The organism is Peribacillus sp. JNUCC 23, assembly GCF_053653995.1.
In genome coordinates this window covers 3,308,617-3,332,565 of the sequence record NZ_CM132202.1, presented here as the reverse complement: position 1 = coordinate 3,332,565, position 23,949 = coordinate 3,308,617, and the positions used below count along the sequence as shown (strand labels likewise).

Genomic DNA, 23,949 nt, shown 5'->3' with positions numbered 1-23,949 from the left:
GTTTTCATGAACTGTTCATAATTTTGCCGTTTTAAGTAAAATATAAATGATATAATGTAGGATGTTGAGTATTGAATTTACTGGGGGTGCAAACGAAAGATGCATATAGTAGCGGTAGGCTTGAATTATAAATCTGCCCCTGTCGAAATCCGAGAGAAATTATCATTCAATGAAGCTGAACTTGCTTTAGCAATGAAAGCATTAAAAAACAAAAAAAGTATTCTCGAAAACGTCATTATTTCGACATGTAACCGTACCGAAATCTATGCGGTGGCAGATCAATTGCACACAAGCAGATATTATATAAAAGAATTTCTTTCCGAGTGGTTCAATATCGAGAGAGAAGAGTTTTCTTCGTATCTTACAATCTATGAAGGCGAGGGAGCGATTGAGCATTTATTTAAAGTAGCATGTGGTTTAGATTCGATGGTTCTTGGTGAAACCCAAATACTTGGACAAGTACGGTCAAGCTATATGGAGGCTCAAAAAGAATCAACAATCGGAACCGTTTTCAATCATCTTTTTAAGCAATCATTAACGTTAGCAAAAAGAGCTCAATCCGAAACAGAAATTAATACAAATGCAGTATCTGTTAGCTATGCAGCCGTTGAATTAGCGAAGAAAATATTTGGCGAATTAACGGGAAAGAATACATTGATTCTAGGTGCAGGTAAAATGGGTGAACTCGCCATTCAAAATCTCCACGGTAATGGAGCTGACGATATCACGGTTATCAACCGCACACATGAGAAAGCCGTTACTTTAGCTGAGCGTTTTTCTGGGAAAGCAAAGCAATTACAAGAATTGCAATGCGCGCTAGTGGAAGCAGATATTCTTATTAGTTCAACTGGTGCAAAGGATTTCGTTATTAATAAAGAAATGATGACCTTTGTGAATAAGATGCGTAAAGGCCGCCCCATCCTGATGGTTGATATTGCTGTTCCGCGTGACCTAGATCCTGCAATCGCTGAACATGATAATGTTTTCTTATATGATATTGATGATCTTGAAGGAATTGTAGAAGCGAATATGCAGGAACGTAAAAAAGCAGCTGAGAGTATTTACATGATGATTGAATCCGAGATTGTTGAGTTTAATCAATGGGTAAATGTCTTAGGTGTTGTGCCGGTTATTTCAGCACTTAGGGAGAAGGCGCTAGCGATTCAATCTGAGACCATGGTAAGTCTTGAACGGAAGCTTCCTCACTTAAGTGAACGCGATCAGAAGCTAATCAGCAAGCATACGAAGAGCATCATTAACCAAATGCTGAAAGATCCCATTCTATATGCAAAAGAAATAGCGGTCGAGCCAAATGCGAAAGAAGCTTTGGATCGTTTTGTGAAGATTTTTCACTTGGCCGATTTAGTTGAAGAATCTACGATGCCCGTACAACAGGAAAAAAGAAAAGTGGCGCAGGTCAAACCAGTCCCTGTTCAAGTGTAGTTGGAGTATCATATGGAATTAATTATGACAAGATTACATGAAGTGACTGTACTAATTTATGCAGCAAGTGTGCTCTTATATTTTATTGATTTTCTTCATAATAACCAGAAGGCAAACAAAGGAGCTTTCTGGTTACTTGCTATTGTTTGGGTCTTACAAACCGTATTTTTATTTTTATACATGCTACAAACGGGCCGAATCCCCGTGCTGACGATTTTTGAAGGCCTTTATTTTTATGCATGGGTGCTTATTACGTTATCGTTGTTGATCAATAAATTTCTACCTGTTGATTTTACTGTATTTTTTACAAATGTATTAGGGTTCATCGTGATGGCGATTCATACATTTGCACCGGTTCAAATTCAGTCGAAGGTACTGGCAGAGCAGCTCGTTTCAGAACTTTTGCTGATACATATCACCCTTGCAATCCTATCCTATGGGGCGTTTTCACTTTCCTTTGTATTCTCGTTATTGTATTTAATTCAATACGATTTATTAAAAAGAAAGAAATGGGGTAAGCGTCTATTACGGCTTGGCGATTTAGCTAAGCTTGAGCATATGTCTTATGTGCTCGCGGTCATTGGTGTGCCGATGTTGATTCTATCGCTTATTCTAGGGTTGCAGTGGGCCTATATCAAAGTGCCAAATGTCATTTGGTTTGATCCAAAAATTCTTGGTTCATTTTTAGTGCTCATTGTGTACAGTATCTATTTATATTTTAAAGTCCGAAAGCAAATGTATGGAAAAACGTTAGCCTATCTGAACCTTATTTCATTTTTAATCGTTCTTATTAACTTTTTCTTTTTCGGAAGTCTTTCCACATTTCATTTATGGACTACATAGGAGGATATCATGAGAAAAATAATTGTCGGTTCAAGACGAAGCAAGCTTGCTATTACGCAGACTAACTGGGTAATTAATCAATTAAAGGAGCTTGGTGTACCTTATGAGTTTGAAGTAAAAGAGATTGTGACAAAAGGAGATCAAATCCTTGATGTAACATTATCTAAAGTGGGCGGTAAAGGCTTGTTTGTGAAAGAAATAGAGCAAGCGCTTTTAAATAAGGACATTGATATGGCTGTTCATAGTATGAAAGATATGCCTGCTGTGTTGCCGGACGGTTTGACGATTGGCTGCATTCCGCCGAGAGAAGATCACCGCGATGCCTTGATTTCTAAAGACCACGTAAAACTTGCTGATTTAAAGCCTGGTGCAATCGTTGGAACAAGCAGTTTGCGTCGCAGTGCACAATTGCTGGCGGAACGTCCTGATCTTGAAATTAAATGGATTCGAGGCAATATCGATACTCGTCTTGAAAAACTAAAAAACGAAGATTATGATGCCATTATCCTTGCAGCAGCCGGCCTTGCGAGAATGGGTTGGAAATCAGATGTTGTAACAGAATTCCTTGAACCAGAGCTTTGCCTACCTGCTGTTGGACAAGGTGCACTTGCTATCGAATGCAGGGGATCAGATGCTGACCTGTTAGAACAATTGGAAAAACTGACGTGTAACGAAGCGAAGGCAACAGTAGAAGCGGAGCGGGCTTTCCTTGATAAAATGGAGGGTGGTTGCCAAGTTCCAATTGCGGGATTCGCTACTGCAAATGATGCGGGAAGTATTGAATTAACAGCGCTCGTGGCATCACCTGATGGAAAAACAATTTTCAAAGAAGTCGTTGCAGGAGAAAATCCTAAAGAAATCGGTATTGAAGCAGCTCGGATCTTAACGGAAAAAGGTGCGAAAACATTAATTGATTCTGTGAAAGAGGAGCTCAGTCAGTAATGAATGAGTCTGGCCCTCTAAAAGGTTATCATGTTCTCATTACTAGAGGGAAAAGTCAGGCAACAGGCTTAGTAGAAAAAGTGGAGAGCTATGGCGGCAACGCTGTGGTCGTTCCACTCCTTGATTTTGTCCTGCCTGAAAACGTCAATCAGCTTAAAAATTACGTTCGTCATATTCATGAGTATGACTGGTTAATTCTTACGAGCCAAAACGGAGTTGACTACTTTTTCCGTCTTCTAGAAGAGCAGGCACCGGTAAAATTGCCACGGATTGCAGTAATTGGTAGTAAAACTGAGGAAATCCTTAAGAGTCACGGGGTTAAGTCGGATTTCGTGCCCTCAAATTTTGTCGCCGAATCTTTTGCAGAGGAATTTATTCCAATGATAAAGCGGGGCTCGCGTGTCCTTATTGCGAAAGGAAATTTGGCTCGTACGGTTATTGCCAAAAAAATTCGGGAGGCAGGGGCACAATGCCAGGAAATGATTACGTATCAAACGGTATTGCCTAAAGAAAGTGAGCCGAAGCTTTCAGACTTGCTCACTAAGGGGCGATTGAATATTGTTACGTTCACGAGTTCGTCAACGGTCCATCACTTTATGAAAATCGTAAACAAGCAAGATTTGCAAGCGAGTTTAGATCAACTTGTTTTTGCCTGTATTGGTCCAATCGCTTTTGAGACAGCTGAATCATATGGTTTGTCTGTAGCTGTTTGTCCAAAAGTATACACAGCAGAAGCTATGATTGATTGTTTGGCGGAATATATGTCAAGACAACATACAAAATGAATATGGCGTTAAAACACCACCACTTACGAGGAAGGATAAATCAGGTAGTACGCTACACTCACCTAATCGCAATGGTGGCGGTGCGGAGCCAGAATTCGGGGTACTTTTTTCAATCAAATAAGTGTACTTGCTAAGTAGATAGGCTATATAGTAAGTACTGAAGCCCCGTCCCCATGTCTTTCATCAAAATGAGACTGACGTTTCTAATGCCACGATTTACGATAAAGGACCCACCTAGTGTACGTAAGTTTAGTATGGGCTATATTTTTAAAACGCGGAGACTGAATCCCTTTGGCCTTCGTGTAAATCATTTTTAGGGAGGAATTCATATGAAAGACATTCAATTTACGAGACACCGTCGTCTGCGTTCAAGTGCTGGCATTCGTTCCCTCGTTCGCGAAACGCATTTACATAAAGAGGACTTTATTTACCCAATCTTCGTCATTGATGGTGAGAATATCAAAAGTGAAATCACTTCTATGCCAGGAATTTATCAGCTTTCTATGGATCGTTTATTGGATGAAGTGAAGGAAGTCGTGAGCCTAGGAATTAAATCAGTCATCTTATTCGGTGTGCCATATGAACATGATAAAGATGAAGTAGGTACAGGCGCATTTAGCCATAATGGGCTTGTACAAGTCGCTACACGTTTGATTAAGGAATCATATCCAGAACTGATTGTTGTCGCTGATACTTGTCTTTGTGAGTATACAAGCCATGGTCATTGTGGCGTTGTAGAAGGCGACAAAATCTTAAATGACGCGTCCCTGGACTTACTTGCCAAAACCGCAATTAGTCAAGCAGAAGCAGGAGCGGATATCATTGCCCCTTCCAATATGATGGACGGTTTCGTTACAGCGATCCGTGCTGGACTTGATGAAGCAGGCTTTTTAGATGTGCCAATCATGTCATATGCGGTTAAATATGCATCAGCCTATTATGGTCCTTTCCGCGAAGCAGCCAATGGCGCACCACAGTTTGGCGACAGAAAAACGTATCAAATGGACCCAGCTAACCGGATGGAAGCGTTCCGTGAAGCGGAATCGGATATAGATGAAGGAGCAGATTTCCTCATCGTCAAGCCGGCGCTTTCTTATCAAGATATTATCCGTGATGTGAAAAATTATACAACTCTGCCAGTTGTTGCTTATAATGTGAGTGGAGAATATTCGATGGTCAAAGCAGCTGCAATAAACGGCTGGGTAGATGAAAAGTCGATTGTCTTAGAAATGTTAACAGGCATGAAACGTGCAGGAGCGGATTTAATCATTACATACTTTGCGAAAGACGCTGCGCGCTATCTAGATGAAATGAAGTGAGAACCTTTTTCTAAAAAAGGGTGTGTCCAAAAAGGCCAGTGAAGTACGTATGCACAAATACGTGAAGACTGGACTTTTTGAACAACTTTTAAAATAAACGATGAAATGGGGAATACCATGCGTTCATATGAAAAGTCAAAACAAGCCTTTGCACAGGCACAGAACCTAATGCCAGGCGGTGTAAATAGCCCAGTTCGTGCATTCAAGTCAGTTGACATGGATCCGATTTTTATGGAACGGGGAAAAGGCTCAAAGATTTATGATATTGATGGCAATGAATACATCGATTATGTATTGTCATGGGGGCCGCTTATTTTAGGCCATTCGAATGACCATGTCGTGGAGGCTATAAAAAAAGTCGCAGAAACTGGCACAAGCTTTGGAGCATCTACTCTCATTGAAAATGAATTAGCGAAGTTAGTCATTGAAAGAGTTCCTTCGATTGAAATGGTCCGTATGGTTTCATCTGGTACAGAAGCGACATTGAGTGCTTTGAGACTTGCGCGCGGATATACAAGTCGCGATAAAATTTTGAAATTTGAAGGATGCTACCACGGCCATAGCGATTCATTATTAATTAAGGCAGGATCCGGTGTCGCAACACTTGGTTTGCCAGACAGCCCAGGTGTTCCAGAAGGCATCGCGAGAAATACGATTACAGTTCCATACAATGATTTAGCAAGTGTTAAATACGCATTTGAACAATTTGGTGAAGACATTGCGGCCATCATCGTTGAACCAGTTGCCGGCAATATGGGGGTTGTCCCACCTGAGCCAGGATTCCTAGAAGGCTTACGAGCTGTAACAGAAGAATATGGTTCTCTATTAATTTTTGATGAAGTGATGACAGGATTCCGTGTCGGTTATAATTGTGCCCAAGGATATTATGGCGTAACACCTGATATTACTTGTCTCGGAAAAGTAATCGGCGGCGGTTTGCCAGTCGGTGCATTCGGTGGGAAACGGGAGATTCTAGAACGCGTTGCACCAAGCGGAACGATTTATCAAGCAGGTACGCTCTCAGGTAATCCGCTTGCAATGACAGCTGGACTTGAAACACTGAGTCAATTAACGCCTGAAGTGTATCAAGAATTTATACGTATTGGGGACATGTTGGAAGCAGGCATCGGTCAAGTTGCCAAGAAATATGACATCCCACATACGTTCAATCGTGCCGGTTCTATGATTGGCTTATTCTTTACAAACGAAGATGTCATCAATTACGAAACAGCGAAACAATCCGACTTGAATTTCTTCGGCACCTATTACCGTGAAATGGCCGAACAAGGCGTATACTTGCCACCATCTCAATTCGAAGGGCTATTCCTGTCAACCGCCCATAGTGACGAAGACATTGAAAAAACAATCGCAGCTGCTGAACAAGCATTTGCTAAATTGAGAAAATAAAAGTAAAAAGCAGATTTACCTTTTGAGGTGAATCTGCTTTTTTTACGTAATGAAGATATGCGTCAACATGAAAAACTGCACACTTCAATTCTTCCCAGTCATTTTTCGCGTCATATTATCGTAGGAATTTTCATAGATTGTTAATGGCATCGTTATTTGTTTTCTTAGTTTGGAAGGAGGAGTTTGTTTGTCAACCGAAAATCAATCGTTTTTACGATTTTCCTTAGAGGAATCAGTCTGGTTTCAGAAAGGGCAGGAGATAGAAGAGCTTTATTCACTATCGCTTGAACCGAATGTGACCATTCAAGAGAGTGACCAGTATGTGGTCATTAGGGGTTCGTTGGATTTGAGTGGGGAGTATAAGGAAACTGAAGAAGAAGCTGGGGCGCCAGATCTTGGATATTCACAGCCCTATTATCCGAAGACGATTCATAGTGTGGATCAAAGAGAAGACGGATTGAGTGAATTTATTCATCGTATCCCTGTTGATATTACGATTCCAAACAATCGCATACAGTCCCTAGATCATATTGATGTAAATATCCATGCTTTTGATTATTTTATGCCTGAAAAAAATTGCTTGAAGCTTGAGGCGGAGCTTTTAATTAGTGGGATTGAAGAGTCACGACCGGAAAGTAAATCTGAAGAACCAAGAGATTATTTACATTCAGATGAATATGAAGAGGAAGAAAATGAGCGAGATGAATCAAATTCAACATGGGAAGAAACGGTTGAAGTGGAATTTGAGGATGAGAGTTATTCTTCTTCTGGGAATGTGGAGATCCCACCCGAGCCAGTCTCATTTTACCGGGAACCAGAAGAAATGGCAAATAAGCCAGAAGAAATCGAATATTCGTCAGAGGAAAATGAACCAAAGCCAGCCTTTTTTCACCGGGAACTAGAAGAAGCGGCAAATGAGGCAGAAGCAATCGATGATTCGTTAGAGGAAAACGAACCCGAGCCAGTCTCATTTTACCGGGAATTAGAAGAGGCGGCAAATACGGCGGCAGAAATGGAGTCTTCAGTAGAGGGAATCGAAACAGAGTTAGTCCCTTTATCTCGAGAAATAAAAGTGGAAAAAGAAGATGAGGACGAGTTATTTACTCCGTTTGTTGTAGAGGCTAGAAAATTACCAGACATTGAAGAAGCTGAAGCATCACGGCCGATTTATGCAAATAAAACAGAAGAGATACAAGCTGTTGACCTTCCTATATTGGAGCAGAAATCAGAAGTGCCACTGAACCGCAAAGTTGAGAATCGTGTACCTAATTCAGAAATCGTCACAGAGAATGTTTCTGAGAATTCTCTGTTGGGAAAGGAATATGCTCCATTACTTGATTTTGTCCGCCGAAAAGAAGAAAAAACAATGAAGGAAGAACCATCTGAACGTGAAAAAGCCGCAAGTGTTGATTCGGCACAAAAAGAGGCAACTAGCGACGATCATCTCTCGTTAACCTCCTTTTTAGGTCGAAAGCAAGAGGAAGAGTTAATTGGCATCAAAGTATGTATTGTTCAGCAAGGAGAAACCCTAGATAGCTTGGCTGAACGTTATGAAGTCAGTGTACAGTCACTCCTAAATAGCAATGAACTAGAACCAAGCCAAGATATCTATGAAGGTCAAGTATTATACGTTCCTAAGGTGAGAGTTACTAAAAATTAATCAAGGGCAGAGCGGGTCATCCCCTCGCTCTGCCTCCTTATCAAGAAATTAATTGATGGAAGTGAATTCCATGGCGGATCATGAAACAAGAAACAAGGATGCTGAAGCGGTTCTCCGTAACTATGCGGTAAAAACGTACCATATTGAATATATGGGCAATATTACAAAGCTGTACAGTGATAAAGGAGTCTTTGCTCTTAAATCGATTGATCCTCATATTGGGATTGATTTTATCCGAAATATTCAACGCTTATATCAGCGTGGATATAATCGAATTGTCCCCATCTATCAAACGATGGACGGCCGTTATGCGGTGCTTCACAACAGTCGATTGTATTATTTGATGCCTTGGCTTTCTGATCAGGAAGATGGAGAGCGCTCCGAACGGAATAAGCAAATGTTTCGCGAGCTTGCCCGGATGCACGCATTGTCAGTAAGAGAGATTTCCGTTGATCAGGAAGAGCGTGAAGAACATTATCAAACGACCCTTGAAGAATGGAAGAAACAGTTGGAATTTCTCCGTGAGTTTGTTGAAAGCTGTGAAAAGAAATGGTATATGTCGCCATTCGAGCTGATGTATTGTACGTACTATACTGACCTTTCACAGGCGCTAGAATATTCAACGAAAAAACTAGAAGAATGGTACGAGAAAACAAAGGATCATGAAAAGATCCGGACGGTTGTGACACATGGAAAGGTTTCATTGAAACACTATGTATATGATGATCGCGGCTACGGCTACTTTATTAACTTCGAAAATTCAAAAACAGCACCACCACATTTTGATTTGCTTCCATACCTAGTGGAGGCTGCGAGAACCTATCCATTTCCGTGTGATGACTGTGTCGATCTTCTCTACAACTATATGCGCTATTTCCCCCTGAAGTCAGAGGAAGTATTGTTATTTCAAAGCTATCTCGCTTATCCAGGATCATCCATTTCAGTGGTTAAAGGTTATTTTGAAAAAAAGGGACATCGAAGTGAGTTACAATATGTCAGTCATTTTCAACGGCAATATTGGTTATTGAAAAATATTGAATATATGGTGATGAAAATCGAGGAAAACGAAAGGGCAAAGAAAGCAGCTGCAGAGGCACAACAACAGCAAGAACAGCAAGAACAAGAACAGAATGCAGAATAATCCGATGCGTATGCTAAAAGGAACGGTAGCATATCGCTTCGGATTATTTTTTGATTCCTCATATCCAATTTTGCCGAAAAGAAATCAACAGTACGACAACGATCGAAAGCAGCAAAATATCTAAAAATGTCGGAAACAAAAGAGTGCGAAATCCCTGAAAAATACAGATCGGTAACATAAACTGACTACAAACATTACGGATACCTTTCAGCCAGGGCGGCAGCGTATAGGGAGTATAACGTTGTCTCAAAATTGCCCAACTCCTCACTTTTAAGTGGTACGATATCATATGGTTCAAAGTGGAGTTCCGTGAATAAAGTGAAACTTCCATCAGTGGGTTTTCTATCCCCGCTGATGGTTAGTTAAACCGGAATAGATGATCACATTTCCGGAAATACTGAATATTATAAGAAAAACCGTCACAGATGTAAGGGTAGACACCAAAACTCATTTAAAAACTTATAAATTCATATTTAATTAAAAAACTAAAGAAGATGATTGACGTTAGGTGTATTTCTTTTGTAAAATGAATCTTAATGAATAATTACATATCAACCGCTATGATTGGAAGTAGTATGATGAAAGACTGCTAAAAGAGAGGAAGCCATTTGCTGAAAGGTTTCTAAGTGTGTCCCATCAGAAGTCGTCCATGAGCAGTTTCCGTGAACAAAAGTAGTAGCGGAAGCCGGCGAAAAGCCGTTATCTAATCTTTAAGAGCCGAGAAAAGGATTGAACTCTTTTTTCGGAAAAAAGGTGGCACCGCGAACAACTTTCTTCGTCCTTTTGTGATGAAGGAAGTTTTTTTGTGTCTTTAACACATTTTTAAGGAGGAAATTCAGATGGAAGAATTAACGATGCCGACAAAGTATGATCCGCAGTCCATTGAAAAGGGCCGCTATAAATGGTGGTTAGATGGGCAGTATTTCAAAGCGGAAAGCGATGAAAAGAAAGAGCCGTACACGATTGTGATTCCACCACCGAATGTTACGGGTAAATTACATTTAGGTCATGCATGGGATACGACGCTTCAAGATATTATTACGCGAATGAAACGGATGCAGGGCTATGATGTGTTATGGCTTCCAGGAATGGACCACGCTGGAATTGCAACACAGGCAAAGGTTGAGCAAAAGCTTCGTGCTGACGGAATTAGCCGTTATGACCTTGGTCGTGAGAAGTTTGTCGCAGAGACATGGAGCTGGAAAGAAGAGTATGCAGGCCATATCCGTGATCAATGGGCAAAGCTTGGCTTAGGTCTTGATTATAGCCGAGAACGATTTACATTAGACGAAGGACTTTCTAAAGCAGTGCGAGAAGTATTCGTAAAGCTATATAATAAAGGGTTGATTTATCGCGGCGAATATATTATTAACTGGGACCCTTCAACAAAAACGGCGTTATCTGATATTGAAGTCATTCATCAGGATGTTCAAGGTGCGTTTTATCATATGAACTATCCGTTATCTGATGGATCGGGTTCCATTGAAGTGGCGACAACTCGTCCTGAAACGATGCTAGGGGATACAGCAGTTGCTGTCCATCCAGAAGATGACCGTTACAAGCACCTAATTGGTAAGCATGTTATTTTGCCAATTGTCGGCCGAGAAATTCCAATTGTTGCGGATGATTATGTCGATAAGGATTTCGGTTCAGGTGCAGTGAAGATTACGCCAGCTCATGATCCAAACGATTTTGAACTTGGCAACCGCCACAATCTTGAGCGCATTCTTGTCATGAACGAAGATGGCTCAATGAATGACAAGGCCGGTATTTACAAAGGAATGGACCGTTTCGAATGCCGTAAACAAATTGTCAAAGACTTACAAGAACAAGGCGTTCTGTTTAAAATTGAAGAACATATGCATTCTGTCGGTCACTCTGAGCGAAGTGGCGCTGTCGTTGAACCGTATTTGTCTACGCAATGGTTCGTCAAAATGCAGCCATTAGCAGATGAAGCGATTAAACTTCAACAAGGATCAGACGAAGAAAAAGTTCACTTCGTACCGGATCGTTTTGAGAAAACCTATTTACGCTGGATGGAGAATATCCGTGATTGGTGTATTTCTCGTCAGCTTTGGTGGGGCCACCGTATTCCGGCTTGGTATCATAAAGAAACAGGAGAAGTATATGTCGGTCAAGAAGAACCTGCTGACAGTGAAAATTGGGAACAGGATACGGATGTTCTTGACACATGGTTCAGTTCAGCACTATGGCCGTTTTCAACAATGGGCTGGCCGGATCGTGAAAGCGCCGATTTCAAACGCTACTACCCAACTGGTTCACTTGTTACAGGCTATGACATTATCTTCTTCTGGGTGTCTCGAATGATTTTCCAAGCAATTGAATTCACTGGCGAGCGTCCATTTAAAGATGTACTCATTCATGGGCTCGTACGTGATGAACAAGGTCGCAAAATGAGCAAATCCCTAGGTAATGGAGTTGATCCAATGGACGTCATCGATCAATATGGTGCCGATTCATTACGTTACTTCTTATCAACAGGAAGCTCACCAGGCCAAGATCTTCGCTACAGCACAGAAAAAGTGGAAGCGGTATGGAATTTTGCTAATAAAATTTGGAATGCATCCCGCTTCGCATTGATGAATATGGATGGAATGAAATATGAAGAAATTGACTTAACTGGTGAAAAATCCGTTGCGGACAAATGGATCTTAACTCGTCTGAACGAAACGATTGAAACCGTTACTCGTCTAGCTGATAAATATGAATTCGGTGAAGTAGGCCGCGCTCTTTATAACTTTATCTGGGATGACTTCTGTGACTGGTATATTGAAATGGCGAAGCTACCATTATACGGTGAAAATGAAGCAGCAAAGAAAACGACTCGTTCAATTCTAGCTTATGTACTTGATAACACCATGCGTTTATTGCATCCATTCATGCCGTTTATCACCGAGGAAATATGGCAAAACTTGCCGCATAATGGCGAATCCATCACCGTTGCAGCATGGCCGGAGGTGCGTTCTGAACTTACGGACAGTGCAGCAGCTGAGGAAATGAAGTTGCTTGTTGAAATCATTCGTTCTGTACGTAATATTCGCAGTGAAGTAAATACACCACTTAGCAAGAAAATCAAGCTCATTCTGAAAGCGAAAGACGAAAGCATTGTAACAACACTTCAAAATAACCGTGCCTACATTGAACGATTCTGTAATCCTGAGGAATTGACAATCGGTACAGTAGTAGATGAGCCAGGCCAAGCAATGACAGCTGTCGTTACAGGTGTGGAACTTATTCTACCGCTTCAAGGCTTAATCAATATCGAAGACGAAATTAAACGTTTGGATAAAGAGCTGGAGAAACTGAATAAAGAAGTAGAACGTGTGCAAAAGAAACTAGGCAATGAAGGCTTCGTGAAAAAAGCCCCTGCACAAGTAATTGAAGAAGAAAAAGCAAAAGAAAAAGACTATGTTGAAAAACGTGACGCTGTGATTCATCGTATGAATGAATTAAAACAGCTGTAAGCAAAAAAATCTTGAGCGTTACTCTTAACCCTACGAGGAAAAAGGTTCAGGATTTTAAACTGTATCACCTAATGAAAGGTGGCGGTGCGGAGCTGATTTTGCAAAGCCCCGCCCCTTTTCCATGAAAAAAGGATGACTCAAAAAGGTAACAGATGACTCTATGGGTCATCCTTTTTTATTAGTTGCATACAGATGGATAATTGAATTGAAAAAAGCCACTTTGAAGATCAAGAAAATTTCCAGCCGTCCATAAAAAAAATCATTTTGCCTATTTTTTAGGAGTTTGTTATGTTTAAATGTGATCCTTTATTAAAAGTTTGAGAAAAAGATCGATTTTTAGGGAGTGGTATGTTTGTTTCAATCAATGGAAGAGGTAATGGACTATTTATATAGTAGAGAATCGAAGCTTGGGATGGACTTCGGGCTTGCACGGATGGAGAATCTTTTAAAAGAGCTCAGGAATCCAGAAAAGAGCTTTCAATCCATACATATTGCTGGATCAAATGGTAAAGGCTCGACATTGAATGCCTTAAAAGAAATCTTAATGGCTCAAGGTCTTAAAGTTGGCAGTTTTACTTCACCACATCTAGAAAAAGTGAACGAAAGAATGATGATAAATGAAACGATGATCTCAGATGAAGAAATCATTGAACATATGAATACCCTTTATCCTTTATTGGAAGAAGGACAAGTAGGATATCGAGCTACTTTTTTTGAGATTATTACGATCCTATCCTTTCTTTATTTTCAAAAAAAAGAGATGGACATTGCGCTCATTGAAACTGGATTAGGTGGTAGGCTTGATTGTACGAATGTCATCACTCCTTTACTATCTATTATCACGTCGATTTCTTTAGAGCATACGAATATTCTTGGAAATACTTTGGCTGAAATCGCATCTGAAAAGGCGGGCATTATTAAACATGGTGTTCCGGTTATTAGTGGTGTAACGGAAGAGGAACCAGCTACGGCTATAATGGAGTATGCCAAAGTACAGGATGCAAACCTTTATTGTATAAATAAAGAAATCTTCGTGAATGAGCCTAGCCAAGTTCAGGATGGCCAATATTTTTCGTTTAAAATGGGGCATACAACGCTTGAACAAATCGACCTTAAAATGCTCGGACGTCATCAGGTGAATAATGCGGCGCTAGCTATTGCAGCAGTAAGGCTATTAATTGAAAAATACCATCTAGAAATCTCTGAAAATAGCATTCGGCAAGGGTTGGCAAAAGCACATTGGGCTGGGCGATTTGAAGTGTTACCAGGTCATATCATTTTAGATGGTGCTCATAACCCTGCTGGAATGAAAGTTTTGTTGGAAACATTACAAACTAGATATCCTGATTTGAATTATCATTTTGTTTTTACTGCTTTACAAGATAAAGACTACAATCAAGTGTTAAGCATGGTAGATGAACAAGCAGCATCGATTATCTTTACCGAAATTGATTTTAAGCGAGCAGCATCCGCACAGGAACTTTTTGAAAAAAGTAAGATGGATAAGAAAAAGGCCATCATAAACTGGCAGGAAGCGATCGATTATGCACTGAATCATCGAACCATCAATGATTTAGTCATCGTCACAGGTTCCCTCTATTTTCTCGCACTTGCCCGACCGTATATCATGAAAAATAGTTGAACAGACGACCGTATTCGATTGAGAAATGAATTTTGCGCGCCGGAGCCCAATTTGACGCAAAAATTTATGAAGCCAACTGCCATATTCATACGAGATCAACCCTTTATGACAGTTTTTATAAAAAACCTGTAGCTTAATGATGCGATGGGGCAATGTTCAGTGGAAACACCAGACTTAGCACGGATATTAACTTCCTGTTTCAAGTATTACGAGCCAGAATTATTAATAGGAATCGATAGTGGTGCTAACCGGGTATCTCAATATGACGGGTGAAACACATATTTAAAGATCGGACCTTTCGCAAACTATAGACACTTCATTTGAACTGTGTACAGTAGGCATTAGGTCGGATCTTTTTTTAGTTTTGGATTACTTTTTCTAATTCATTGGTTTATGATAGGGATGATAAGTTAAATGCGGGGTGAAGCACTTTGATGATTATATATACAACAATGATTGCTGTCGTTCTGCTAGCTATCCTCCTGTATACACTTCCTTTGCGAATATCGCGGTCTGGGAGAATAGCTATTTTGATATGTAGTGTTTGTCTCGCAGCCATTCCGCTTGTTGCGAATGATTTTTTTCCGCGTTGGTTTCTGTATATCGCGCAGTTTCTATTGGCTATTCTTATGACTTATATCATGGTGAATAGACTCGAGTTTTCTCATGGAAAGGAAACAGAAGAAGCCAATTTATCGGAAATGGATCCGTTGTTTTCTTTTGCTGAGTTACAAGAACGAGCAAAAATGAGTGAAACGGTAGATGAATACTATGCTTCTTCAAAAGAGCAGCCAGAACCATTTATGATTCAAGAAGTTGAAGGGGAATCAGACACATCATTGGTTAAAATTGAAACGATCATGAATAAGCCACTGGAATTGAAAGAGGATGCTTCTGAATTTATTGATTTTACGAATCGAGAAATTTTGGCGACTGAGGATACAGATGACCTAGAAGCTTTCAGTTCAAGTGAGGAAGAACAGGTTTTTGCAGCAAGAAAGAAAATCTTTGAAAATTTTGAAGCGCAGGTAGCAACTTCTATAGAGGACGAGCAGCTGAGCAAGAAAGAAGTAAACCTTGCACCGGCTGAACGTCTCAGTCTGGAGTTTGATGATTTGGAAGAAATGTATTTGAAAAAAAAGCAAGCGGGGGGACAGTAAATGGAAAAACGCTTCCCTACCTACTTACGGGTTTTAGCAATTGTAGTCCTTTCAACGATTTTTATCATGTCGTTTTCACAATTAGGAGTCAAAGCCTACGAGAAATTCCTGCAACAAGATCAAAAGTTTGCCGCAAATACATTCATTGGAACTGTTCAGGTTAGTGGCGAGTCTACTAAACAAGCAAATGAAAATCTCATCTACACGATTGCTGAATGGCAAAGCAAAAGTCGCCTTTCATTAACCTTTGCAGATCGTAAAATGACGATTCCTATGGATTTCATTCATTTTTCGTTAGAAGAATCTGTTCAAGACGCAGAAAACGGTATGGACAATCCATTATTCGCTACTATAACGGAAACAAATATCAGACAGTTGTTAAAAGAAATTGTGGATGAACAGGTAATTGAAAGGGTAAAAGTAGATCAATTACAAGCGGAAATTCAGAGACAAGCTGGTTTGCTTGATGTGAATGAGCGAGTGATAAGTTTGACAAAATTCTTTGAGGAATCGGTGTCTGTAAGTGTGATTTCTCATGCAAAAAAGCAACATATCGACGTCAAATCATTATCATCATGGGTTGAGAGCACGCATCCAATAACGATTCCAGCTTTCGGCGAGTTTTCTTTCATCAACGATTTGAGTGTGAATGCCGGTAGTTGGACGGATGAATTTTTAACACAAGTAGCCTCTCTAGTATATGAAGCAAGCTTATCAACTAATCTACAAATTCTTGAAAGAAATACAAGTCAGGAAGTGCCTGTTGGGGTTACAGCAGGCTATGAAGCCAAAGTCAATCGAAACGGAATGGACTTGAAATTAGCCAATCCTAATGACTTCGAAATGACAGTTACAATCAAAGCTACTCAACCAGGTGTGCTCATCGTTGAAATTAGTGGATACGAGACAGAACAACAATATAAAGTCGTATTAAAAGATTCGAAGACCATCCCTTACCGGAAGATCATTCAATACACAGCATTATTGCCAAACGGTTCAGAAACGATTAAGAAGTCAGGTAAACTGGGATATTCAGTATCCGTTTATCGGGAAACGTATAATTCATTGAATGAAAAACTGGATTCCGTGCAAATTTCGAATGACTTTTATTTACCTGTGAACGAGGTTGTTTTGAAGGAAATACCTGTGGAGTCTGAGGTAATAGGGGGAGATGATATGGAATTAGAACTGATTGAAGAGGGTGAAGATGATCATTCGGACGAAGAACTAGATACGCAACTGAGAGTTGATGAAGAACTTGGTGAAGACTCAATAGAAGAGAAACTACCATTGGATACAAAAGAAAAAGATAAATCTATAGACTAGACTTGAGAAATGGCTGCCAAATATTTTTGGCAGCCATTCTGGTTATTTTTCTAATCATCTGTTACTTCATTTTTGGCGAGTTATAAACCCGACCTTTTTTGTTAAATCATTTGTATTTGTTAATCAATCTTACTTAGTGCCTGAAGTGGAAAATCTTTAGGATCCCTTATATACTGTTCTATACCCTTGAATGTAATAGTAGTTCCCCCACTTGTCACATTAAAACCATTTCTAGCAATTACTACACCTTCAAATGATTCACCACTAAAAGTTACCTTGCCATTTGGGGCAAATAAGACCCCTGTCATTTTTAAGCCCCCGCTGTTTATAGTAATATCTCCCTGACTAACAATGGTTGCGTTAGTAAAAGTATTTACATATTTTCCTAAACCACTATCATAATAGCTTTGAACATTTATGCTATTCCCATATAATCTCATATTATCAGGTTTTATCGTTTGGGTATATCCGTGATCCTTGTACCACTGAGAATCTTTTAATGGTGGAATATCCGTATAACTCTTAGTTAACTTTGGAACATCAGCTTTAAGAATCACTTTGTCCAGAATAGATTGATGATAATTATTAGGATATTTTAAAGTCCCTTTATAATAAATTCTTGCATTTCCTTCTATCGTAGGTGTCCAATCCAATTCAACATTCCCTTGAACGTAAACATTTCCATGAATGATAGCATCTTTGAGCTTAAGATTTCCATTAACATATACATCTCCATATATATGACGTGTTCCACCCCACAAGGTTACATCTCCATTCACATATATCGTTCCTGGAGATGTAGGTGAACCCAAACCTGCACTACCTCCATCTATATTTACGGACCCATTTATATTAATATTAGAAACATTACTAAATGAACCACCGTTTAATTGACCGCTAAGCAAATTTCCTCCAACAATAATCGTGGCATTAGGTCCGTTCACTTGATTACCTTGAAATTCAAAATGTGAACCATACACAAAAATATCATTCTTCACTAGAAAAGTATAAAAATCTTCCACTGTACTAGGGCTAGGAGGCTTTACAATCTCACCCGCAATAGGCTGATTCGTTGTCCCCGGTAACACCGTTTCCAAGTTGTATTCGTTTTGATAGTGATCTTTTATAGTAAAGGCTACTTTGAAAGTTGATGTAGACAATAGCTGTATGCTTTGCTCTGAAACGACTTTAGTCCCATTGATTAGTACTTCTGTAAAAAGATAATTTGTTTCTGTTGCTAATGGATTTTTCTTTTCTTTCTCTGTGTATAACATGCCAGAACTATACCAAATACTATCTCCATTCTCATGCATCGATCGCAACTGGGTCATGACAATATTTGCTTCTTGTCTCAATTCGTTATGCGATTGTGTCTTCTCCTTAACGTGCAGCGTTTGAAAAAACACACCATACACAACACTCCCAATAAATCCTGTAATGGCTAAAGCGGCTAGCACTTCTATTAAAGTAATGCCAGATTCCTTGTTTACCTGTTTCATGAAATTCCCCACTTTTTGATAAAATTGATCCATTCCCTATTATAGTTTGTTATATAATGAATAAAAAGACATTAGGTGGTAGCAATTCGTGAATAATCTAAAAAATAATCAAGCCTTCACTCTTATTGAAGTTCTAGCTTCCATCACAATCCTTGGTATTGTGTTAACGATATTTTTATCCTTCTTCTCAAATGCAATGACATTTTCTACAAAAACAGAAGATAAATTAACAGCAATTAATCTAGCTGAACAAGAACTTTATGAGGTAACAAATAGCTTGGAAACATATTGTAAAACAAACGATTGCCAAACTATCCCAGTAGATAAGTATATTCGTCCATCCATTCCATTAAATCAAAAAAACTATCTTTCAACCGTGACACCTTTAACACAAAGTAGACAAGAAAGCTCACTAGGCTTACTTCCTATCTCTATAAGAATAGAATCAGAAGACCATAAAGAACTAACGATTACATATGGATATGTAGATGTAAGCCTCAACAATTAGGAGAATAATTGATGAAACAAAAAAATGAAGCAGGTTATACATTAGTGCTTGTATTATTAACGATTACATTAATCCTTATTTTTTCAGTAACTTTAATTAGCAATGTTTTAAACAGTTCTTTGCAGAATCAAAAATCAGAGGGAAATATACAGTTACATCAATCATCACGAATGGGCTTAAAGTATGTTGAGAAGGAGATAAACACAGCAAATAACGAAGCAAAAAAAGCGGTCATAAAATGGCTAAATGAGTTCCCTACCACTAACGCTATTCCTACAGACGCTGAAATTGCTGTTAAATACGAAAAAGAATTTAGAACTAAATTAGTAGATAAAGAAATCATATCATCTGATAAAATGTATCAATTTAAAATAGATTATATTAGTATAACAAGAGTAGATAACACTCTTACGGTCACATATACTATTACTCCCTCATTGAATAATGTGTATGCTCAAGCAGATTCGGAAAGAGAAAAAACCATTAATATAAAGATCCAAGAACAAAATCGCTAAGCAACCTCTCTCCCATCTCAAGTGTAGATGTACTCACTTGGGATCCTTTCACGCTTGCCGCATCGTTCCATGGCAAAAAGGGCAGACTGCTTCAACTTCATCTCCCTTTTTCAAATTATAACTAAATTCTTATACAACAAAGTTAGGTACCTCGTCTATTTTCCTACAATCCATGCAAACAAAAGGGACAAGTTCTTCTTTTCATCTAAATTGAATGGAAAAACATCCTAATATCATTATTCGTATAGTACTACAAAGATTGGGTAATTCGCTCTATAATTTAAGTAGATTTCATGTTATTTTGAATGATAGCAGATAATGATCAAAGGATGCCAGATAGGGGGGATAGAATGAAAAGTGAAAGAAAACGTTTAGGCGATTTACTTGTTGAAGCAGGGATCATTACGGAAGAAAAATTGCAGGATACATTAACATACAAAAAAGAAGGGCAAAAAATGGGTGATGCCTTATTGGAACGCGGATTAATCAATGAGCAGCAACTCATTGAGGTGCTTGAGTTCCAACTAGGTGTACCTCAGATCAGCTTATTTCGTTATCCCGTAGATACAGCCGTCTTAGGCTTGATTGCAAAAGATTTTGCCTTCAGGAACTTAGTCATGCCCATAAAAAAAGAAGGGAATCAACTCATTGTAGCGATGCATGATCCGATGGATTATATCGCATTAGATGATATGGGACTATCGACTGGTTTGGTGATCTCACCTGTCATAGCGAAAAAGGAAGAAATCATTGCGTCACTCTATAAATATTATAGCAAGACAGAGACATTTGAAGAATTAGATATGAACAGGATCGCGACTGAGAATCTAGATGGTGAAGATGCACCAGCTGTTAAGCTTGTCAATCAACTTCTTGAAGCGGGCGTACAGATGAAAGCGAGCGATATTCATATCGATCCACAGGAATCAAACATCCTTATTCGCTATCGGGTCGATGGGATTTTACGTACAGAACGTGTCCTTTCGAAGAATATTTATAGTTTGTTAATTGCTAGAATTAAAATTTTGGCTAATTTGAATATTACCGAAACGAGACTGCCACAGGATGGCAGAATTAAATTGGATGTGAATGCTACGCCTATTGATTTACGAATTTCATTATTGCCAACCGTATTTGGTGAAAAAATCGTCATTCGTATTTTAGATTTATCCAATGTGATGATTCATCTTTCACAGCTTGGTTTTAATCAAGTGAATGTCAAAGCCTTTGTTGCGATGATTGAACGGCCGTCTGGGATGATTCTGATTACGGGGCCCACCGGTTCTGGAAAAACATCGACTCTATATGCGGCATTGAATCATTTGAATACTGAACAGGTTAATATTATTACTGTGGAAGATCCTGTGGAATATCAAATGAAGGGCATCAATCAAGTCCAGGTCAATCCAAGCGTAGGTCTAACGTTTGCTAGTGGCTTGCGCTCGATTTTACGACAAGATCCAAACATTGTCATGATTGGTGAAATTCGGGATCGCGAGACAGCGGAAATAGCTGTTCGGGCATCTTTGACAGGGCATCTTGTATTAAGTACTTTGCATACCAATAGTGCGCTTTCGACGATTCCGAGACTATTAGATATGGATGTTGAACCGTATTTGGTTGTTTCCTCCTTAACTGGCGTCATCGCTCAGAGACTGATTCGCAAAGTCTGTCCGGATTGTAAACTAGCATACACACCATCTGCCATGGAAAGAAATTTGTTTCAAAAACGTGGCATCCCTGTGCAATCTTTATATCGTGGCAAAGGATGTCCAAGCTGTCAAAACAGTGGCTATCATGGCAGGATTGCGATTCATGAAGTATTGAATATCGATGATACAATTCAAACGATGATGATGAATAATAAGCCACTTAGTGAAATCCAGCAATATACGGTTCGCAATGGGATGATTTTCCTCATTGACGATGGCTTGCTTAAAGCCAAACAAGGATTGACAACGGTAGAGGAAGTACTGCGGGTAGCGGGGACATGATTAGGGGGCTAGATGTGTGAAGGAGAAATTGGATTATATTTTAAAAGCTGCTTTTGATTTAGGGACGTCTGATATTCATTTAACGGTAGGTGTACCGCCGATTATGAGACTTCACGGTGACTTGAAACAGTATGGAAAAGACAACCTTACGCCAGCAGACACAGAATTAATGGCGAAAGTAATGATTCCTGAATCGATGTGGCAGGCGTTTAAGGACAAAGGAGAGTTGGATCTGTCATATGGAATCCCTGGCGTTTCGCGCTTCCGGGTCAATGCTTATCATCAGCGTTCTTGTATCAGCCTTGCGATTCGAGTCGTACCAACCGAAGTTCCGACTTTAGAACAATTGAAGCTACCATCTGTTTTACAAGCGATATCTGAAAAAAGGCAAGGGCTCGTTTTAGTGACAGGACCGACTGGAAGCGGGAAATCAACGACGCTTGCAGCGATGATTGATTATATTAATAAAAATATGAAGAAACATATTATTACGCTTGAAGATCCAATCGAGTATTTACATAAACATCAATTGAGTATTATTGATCAACGGGAAGTTGGTTTTGATACACAAAATTTCTCAAATGGCCTGCGCGCTTGTTTACGACAAGATCCTGATATTATTTTAGTCGGAGAAATGCGCGATTTAGAAACGATTTCCACAGCGATTACCGCAGCGGAAACGGGTCACTTAGTACTTGGCACCTTGCATACAACAGATGCACCGGCAACAATTGACCGGATCATTGATGTGTTCCCGCCCAATCAGCAACCGCAAGTCCGTGTTCAGCTTGCCTCCGTCTTATCTGCGATTATCTCACAGCGTTTATTGCCGTCAAAAGACCGGGCAGGAAGGGTGGCGGCGATCGAGATTCTGGTGAATAATGCTGCTGTCAAAAATTTAATTCGTAATGAAAAAATCCATCAAATTGCAAGTGTGATGCAGACGAGTAAATCGGCTGGCATGCAAACGATGGAAATGTCGATTAAACAATTAGTGGAAGAAGGGAAGATTGATTCTTATTCTGCCCTCCCTTATTTAGAAGAAGGAATCATCTAATGCCAGTTTTTCACTATCAGGGTAGAGATCGGATGGGAAGAAAAAAACAAGGGAAAATGACGGCGGACACACGAAAAGAGGCGGTCACAAGGCTAAGAGAAACAGGGATAGCTGTGACGAGTATTGATGAACTAAAGGGCATTTTATATAAAGAAATCTCCTTGGGTAGAAAAAGCATAAAAAATCGTGATTTTATTATATATCTGCGCCAGTTTTCAACATTAATTCAAGCAGGGATCAGTGTTGTAGAGGCGACAAAGATTTTGGCGGAACAAACATCAAGTAAACTGCTGCGAAAAACATTAGAACATATTGTTCAAAGTTTAGAAGATGGAAACCCTTATTCTGAAGGAGCAGAAAAGCAACGAAATGTGTTCCCGCCTCTCTTCATAAATATGATGCGAGCGGGTGAAGCTGGCGGGAATCTAGAAGAGGTTCTGGAACGAATGGCAGTTTATTTTGAGAAACAGTATCAGACAAGGCAAAAAGTACAATCGGCGTTGATGTACCCAGCAACGGTTGGTTGCTTGAGTATTATTATTATCATTTTTATGTTAGCTAAAGTCGTACCCACTTTCGCCAATATGTTTACTTCATTTGGTAGTGAGCTTCCTTTCTTTACGAAGTTGATTCTCAATCTTGGTGGATTTTTTGAAAGGTTTTGGTGGGTATTTCTCTTATTAGCGGTTGGATTATATATCTTCATTCGCTATATACGATCCAATAGCGAGATGAAATACTATCTTGATTATTGGCTTTTAAGAATGCCTATCTTCGGGCAACTGATTCAAAAGGCGGAGATTGCAAGAATGACGAGAACATTAAGCTCGCTTTTCAAGAGTTCTGTGCCAATTTTGCAATCTTTAACAATGGTGGAAAAGATTTTAGGAAATGAAGTGTTAACCAAGGTGATGAAACAATCGCGACTTTCGATTGAAAAAGGCGAGTCCATGGCCATTCCGATGGAAAGACACTGGGCATTTCCACCGATGGTCACGCAAATGATCATCGTCGGTGAAAAATCTGGTACTTTGGATGTCATGCTAGATCGCGTCGCTGATTTTTACGAAATGGAAGTAGACAATGCAACAAATCAAATGAAATCTCTTATTGAACCCTTTCTCATTATCTTTCTAGCTGTAGTTGTTGGAGGCATTGTGGCAGCTATTGCCATTCCGATGTTCACTATATTTAACAAAATCCAATAAAAATGTTCAATATAG

The 23,949-nt window shown here is 39.5% G+C and carries 18 protein-coding genes and 1 other annotated feature; of the genes, 17 read left to right on the top strand and 1 reads right to left on the bottom strand.

What is annotated here, in order from left to right:
• Positions 1–99 precede the first annotated feature (99 nt).
• The 12 genes from hemA to JNUCC23_RS15940 all read left to right on the top strand — a co-directional run bounded on the left by hemA (position 100) and on the right by JNUCC23_RS15940 (position 17,153).
• Positions 100–1,443 carry a glutamyl-tRNA reductase gene (hemA, locus tag JNUCC23_RS15995; protein WP_403069317.1) on the top strand — a complete coding sequence of 448 codons (1,344 nt, stop codon included), beginning with the start codon at positions 100–102 and terminating at the stop codon, positions 1,441–1,443.
• Positions 1,444–1,455: 12 nt separating this feature from the next.
• Complete coding sequence (locus tag JNUCC23_RS15990) at positions 1,456–2,286, top strand: cytochrome C assembly family protein (RefSeq protein ID WP_062177116.1); 831 nt, start codon at positions 1,456–1,458, stop codon at positions 2,284–2,286.
• A 9-nt stretch (positions 2,287–2,295) separates the two neighbouring features.
• On the top strand, positions 2,296–3,228 hold the full coding sequence (gene hemC / locus JNUCC23_RS15985; RefSeq protein WP_403069320.1) for a hydroxymethylbilane synthase: 933 nt from the start codon (positions 2,296–2,298) through the stop codon (positions 3,226–3,228).
• The gene (locus JNUCC23_RS15980) at positions 3,228–4,013 is read left to right on the top strand and encodes a uroporphyrinogen-III synthase (RefSeq protein ID WP_454212381.1); all 786 of its coding nucleotides are present in this window, start codon (positions 3,228–3,230) and stop codon (positions 4,011–4,013) included. The genes hemC and JNUCC23_RS15980 overlap by 1 nt, the downstream gene beginning before the upstream one ends.
• Before the next feature lie 329 nt (positions 4,014–4,342).
• Positions 4,343–5,332 carry a porphobilinogen synthase gene (gene hemB / locus JNUCC23_RS15975; protein ID WP_454212379.1) on the top strand — a complete coding sequence of 330 codons (990 nt, stop codon included), beginning with the start codon at positions 4,343–4,345 and terminating at the stop codon, positions 5,330–5,332.
• Positions 5,333–5,449: 117 nt separating this feature from the next.
• The gene (hemL, locus tag JNUCC23_RS15970) at positions 5,450–6,739 is read left to right on the top strand and encodes a glutamate-1-semialdehyde 2,1-aminomutase (RefSeq protein ID WP_454212377.1); all 1,290 of its coding nucleotides are present in this window, start codon (positions 5,450–5,452) and stop codon (positions 6,737–6,739) included.
• Between the two features lie 187 nt (positions 6,740–6,926).
• Entirely contained in the window at positions 6,927–8,399 is a 1,473-nt protein-coding gene (locus JNUCC23_RS15965) for a LysM peptidoglycan-binding domain-containing protein (protein ID WP_454212375.1), read from the top strand.
• 70 nt (positions 8,400–8,469) lie between these two features.
• Positions 8,470–9,540 (top strand): spore coat protein YsxE, encoded by a 1,071-nt coding sequence (ysxE, locus tag JNUCC23_RS15960; RefSeq protein WP_454212373.1) that lies wholly within the window; start codon positions 8,470–8,472, stop codon positions 9,538–9,540.
• Between the two features lie 551 nt (positions 9,541–10,091).
• Positions 10,092–10,326: a binding site (T-box leader), on the top strand.
• 53 nt (positions 10,327–10,379) lie between these two features.
• A complete protein-coding gene (locus tag JNUCC23_RS15955; RefSeq protein ID WP_454212371.1) occupies positions 10,380–13,025 on the top strand; it encodes a valine--tRNA ligase in 2,646 nt (881 codons plus the stop codon).
• 343 nt (positions 13,026–13,368) lie between these two features.
• Complete coding sequence (locus JNUCC23_RS15950; RefSeq protein ID WP_454212369.1) at positions 13,369–14,667, top strand: bifunctional folylpolyglutamate synthase/dihydrofolate synthase; 1,299 nt, start codon at positions 13,369–13,371, stop codon at positions 14,665–14,667.
• 434 nt (positions 14,668–15,101) lie between these two features.
• Positions 15,102–15,827: a hypothetical protein gene (locus tag JNUCC23_RS15945; protein ID WP_454212367.1), complete on the top strand. Its 726-nt coding sequence runs from the start codon at positions 15,102–15,104 to the stop codon at positions 15,825–15,827.
• Positions 15,828–17,153 carry a VanW family protein gene (locus JNUCC23_RS15940; RefSeq protein ID WP_454212365.1) on the top strand — a complete coding sequence of 442 codons (1,326 nt, stop codon included), beginning with the start codon at positions 15,828–15,830 and terminating at the stop codon, positions 17,151–17,153.
• Between the two features lie 119 nt (positions 17,154–17,272).
• Here JNUCC23_RS15940 and JNUCC23_RS15935 read toward each other — a convergent pair whose 3' ends face one another.
• Positions 17,273–18,652 (bottom strand): prepilin-type N-terminal cleavage/methylation domain-containing protein, encoded by a 1,380-nt coding sequence (locus JNUCC23_RS15935; protein WP_454212363.1) that lies wholly within the window; start codon positions 18,650–18,652, stop codon positions 17,273–17,275.
• A gap of 88 nt (positions 18,653–18,740) precedes the next feature.
• Here JNUCC23_RS15935 and JNUCC23_RS15930 point away from each other — a divergent pair, with 88 nt between their 5' ends.
• From JNUCC23_RS15930 to JNUCC23_RS15910, 5 genes are all read left to right on the top strand, one after another.
• On the top strand, positions 18,741–19,160 hold the full coding sequence (locus JNUCC23_RS15930; protein ID WP_403069347.1) for a type IV pilus modification PilV family protein: 420 nt from the start codon (positions 18,741–18,743) through the stop codon (positions 19,158–19,160).
• An 11-nt stretch (positions 19,161–19,171) separates the two neighbouring features.
• Positions 19,172–19,675 (top strand): hypothetical protein, encoded by a 504-nt coding sequence (locus JNUCC23_RS15925; RefSeq protein ID WP_062177154.1) that lies wholly within the window; start codon positions 19,172–19,174, stop codon positions 19,673–19,675.
• A 350-nt stretch (positions 19,676–20,025) separates the two neighbouring features.
• A complete protein-coding gene (locus JNUCC23_RS15920; RefSeq protein ID WP_403069351.1) occupies positions 20,026–21,669 on the top strand; it encodes a GspE/PulE family protein in 1,644 nt (547 codons plus the stop codon).
• 16 nt (positions 21,670–21,685) lie between these two features.
• Positions 21,686–22,726, top strand: a complete 1,041-nt coding sequence (locus JNUCC23_RS15915) for a type IV pilus twitching motility protein PilT (protein ID WP_062177160.1) — start codon at positions 21,686–21,688, stop codon at positions 22,724–22,726.
• Positions 22,726–23,934, top strand: a complete 1,209-nt coding sequence (locus JNUCC23_RS15910) for a type II secretion system F family protein (RefSeq protein ID WP_454212361.1) — start codon at positions 22,726–22,728, stop codon at positions 23,932–23,934. Before JNUCC23_RS15915 ends, JNUCC23_RS15910 begins: the two co-directional genes overlap by 1 nt.
• The last annotated feature ends 15 nt before the right edge of the window (positions 23,935–23,949 follow it).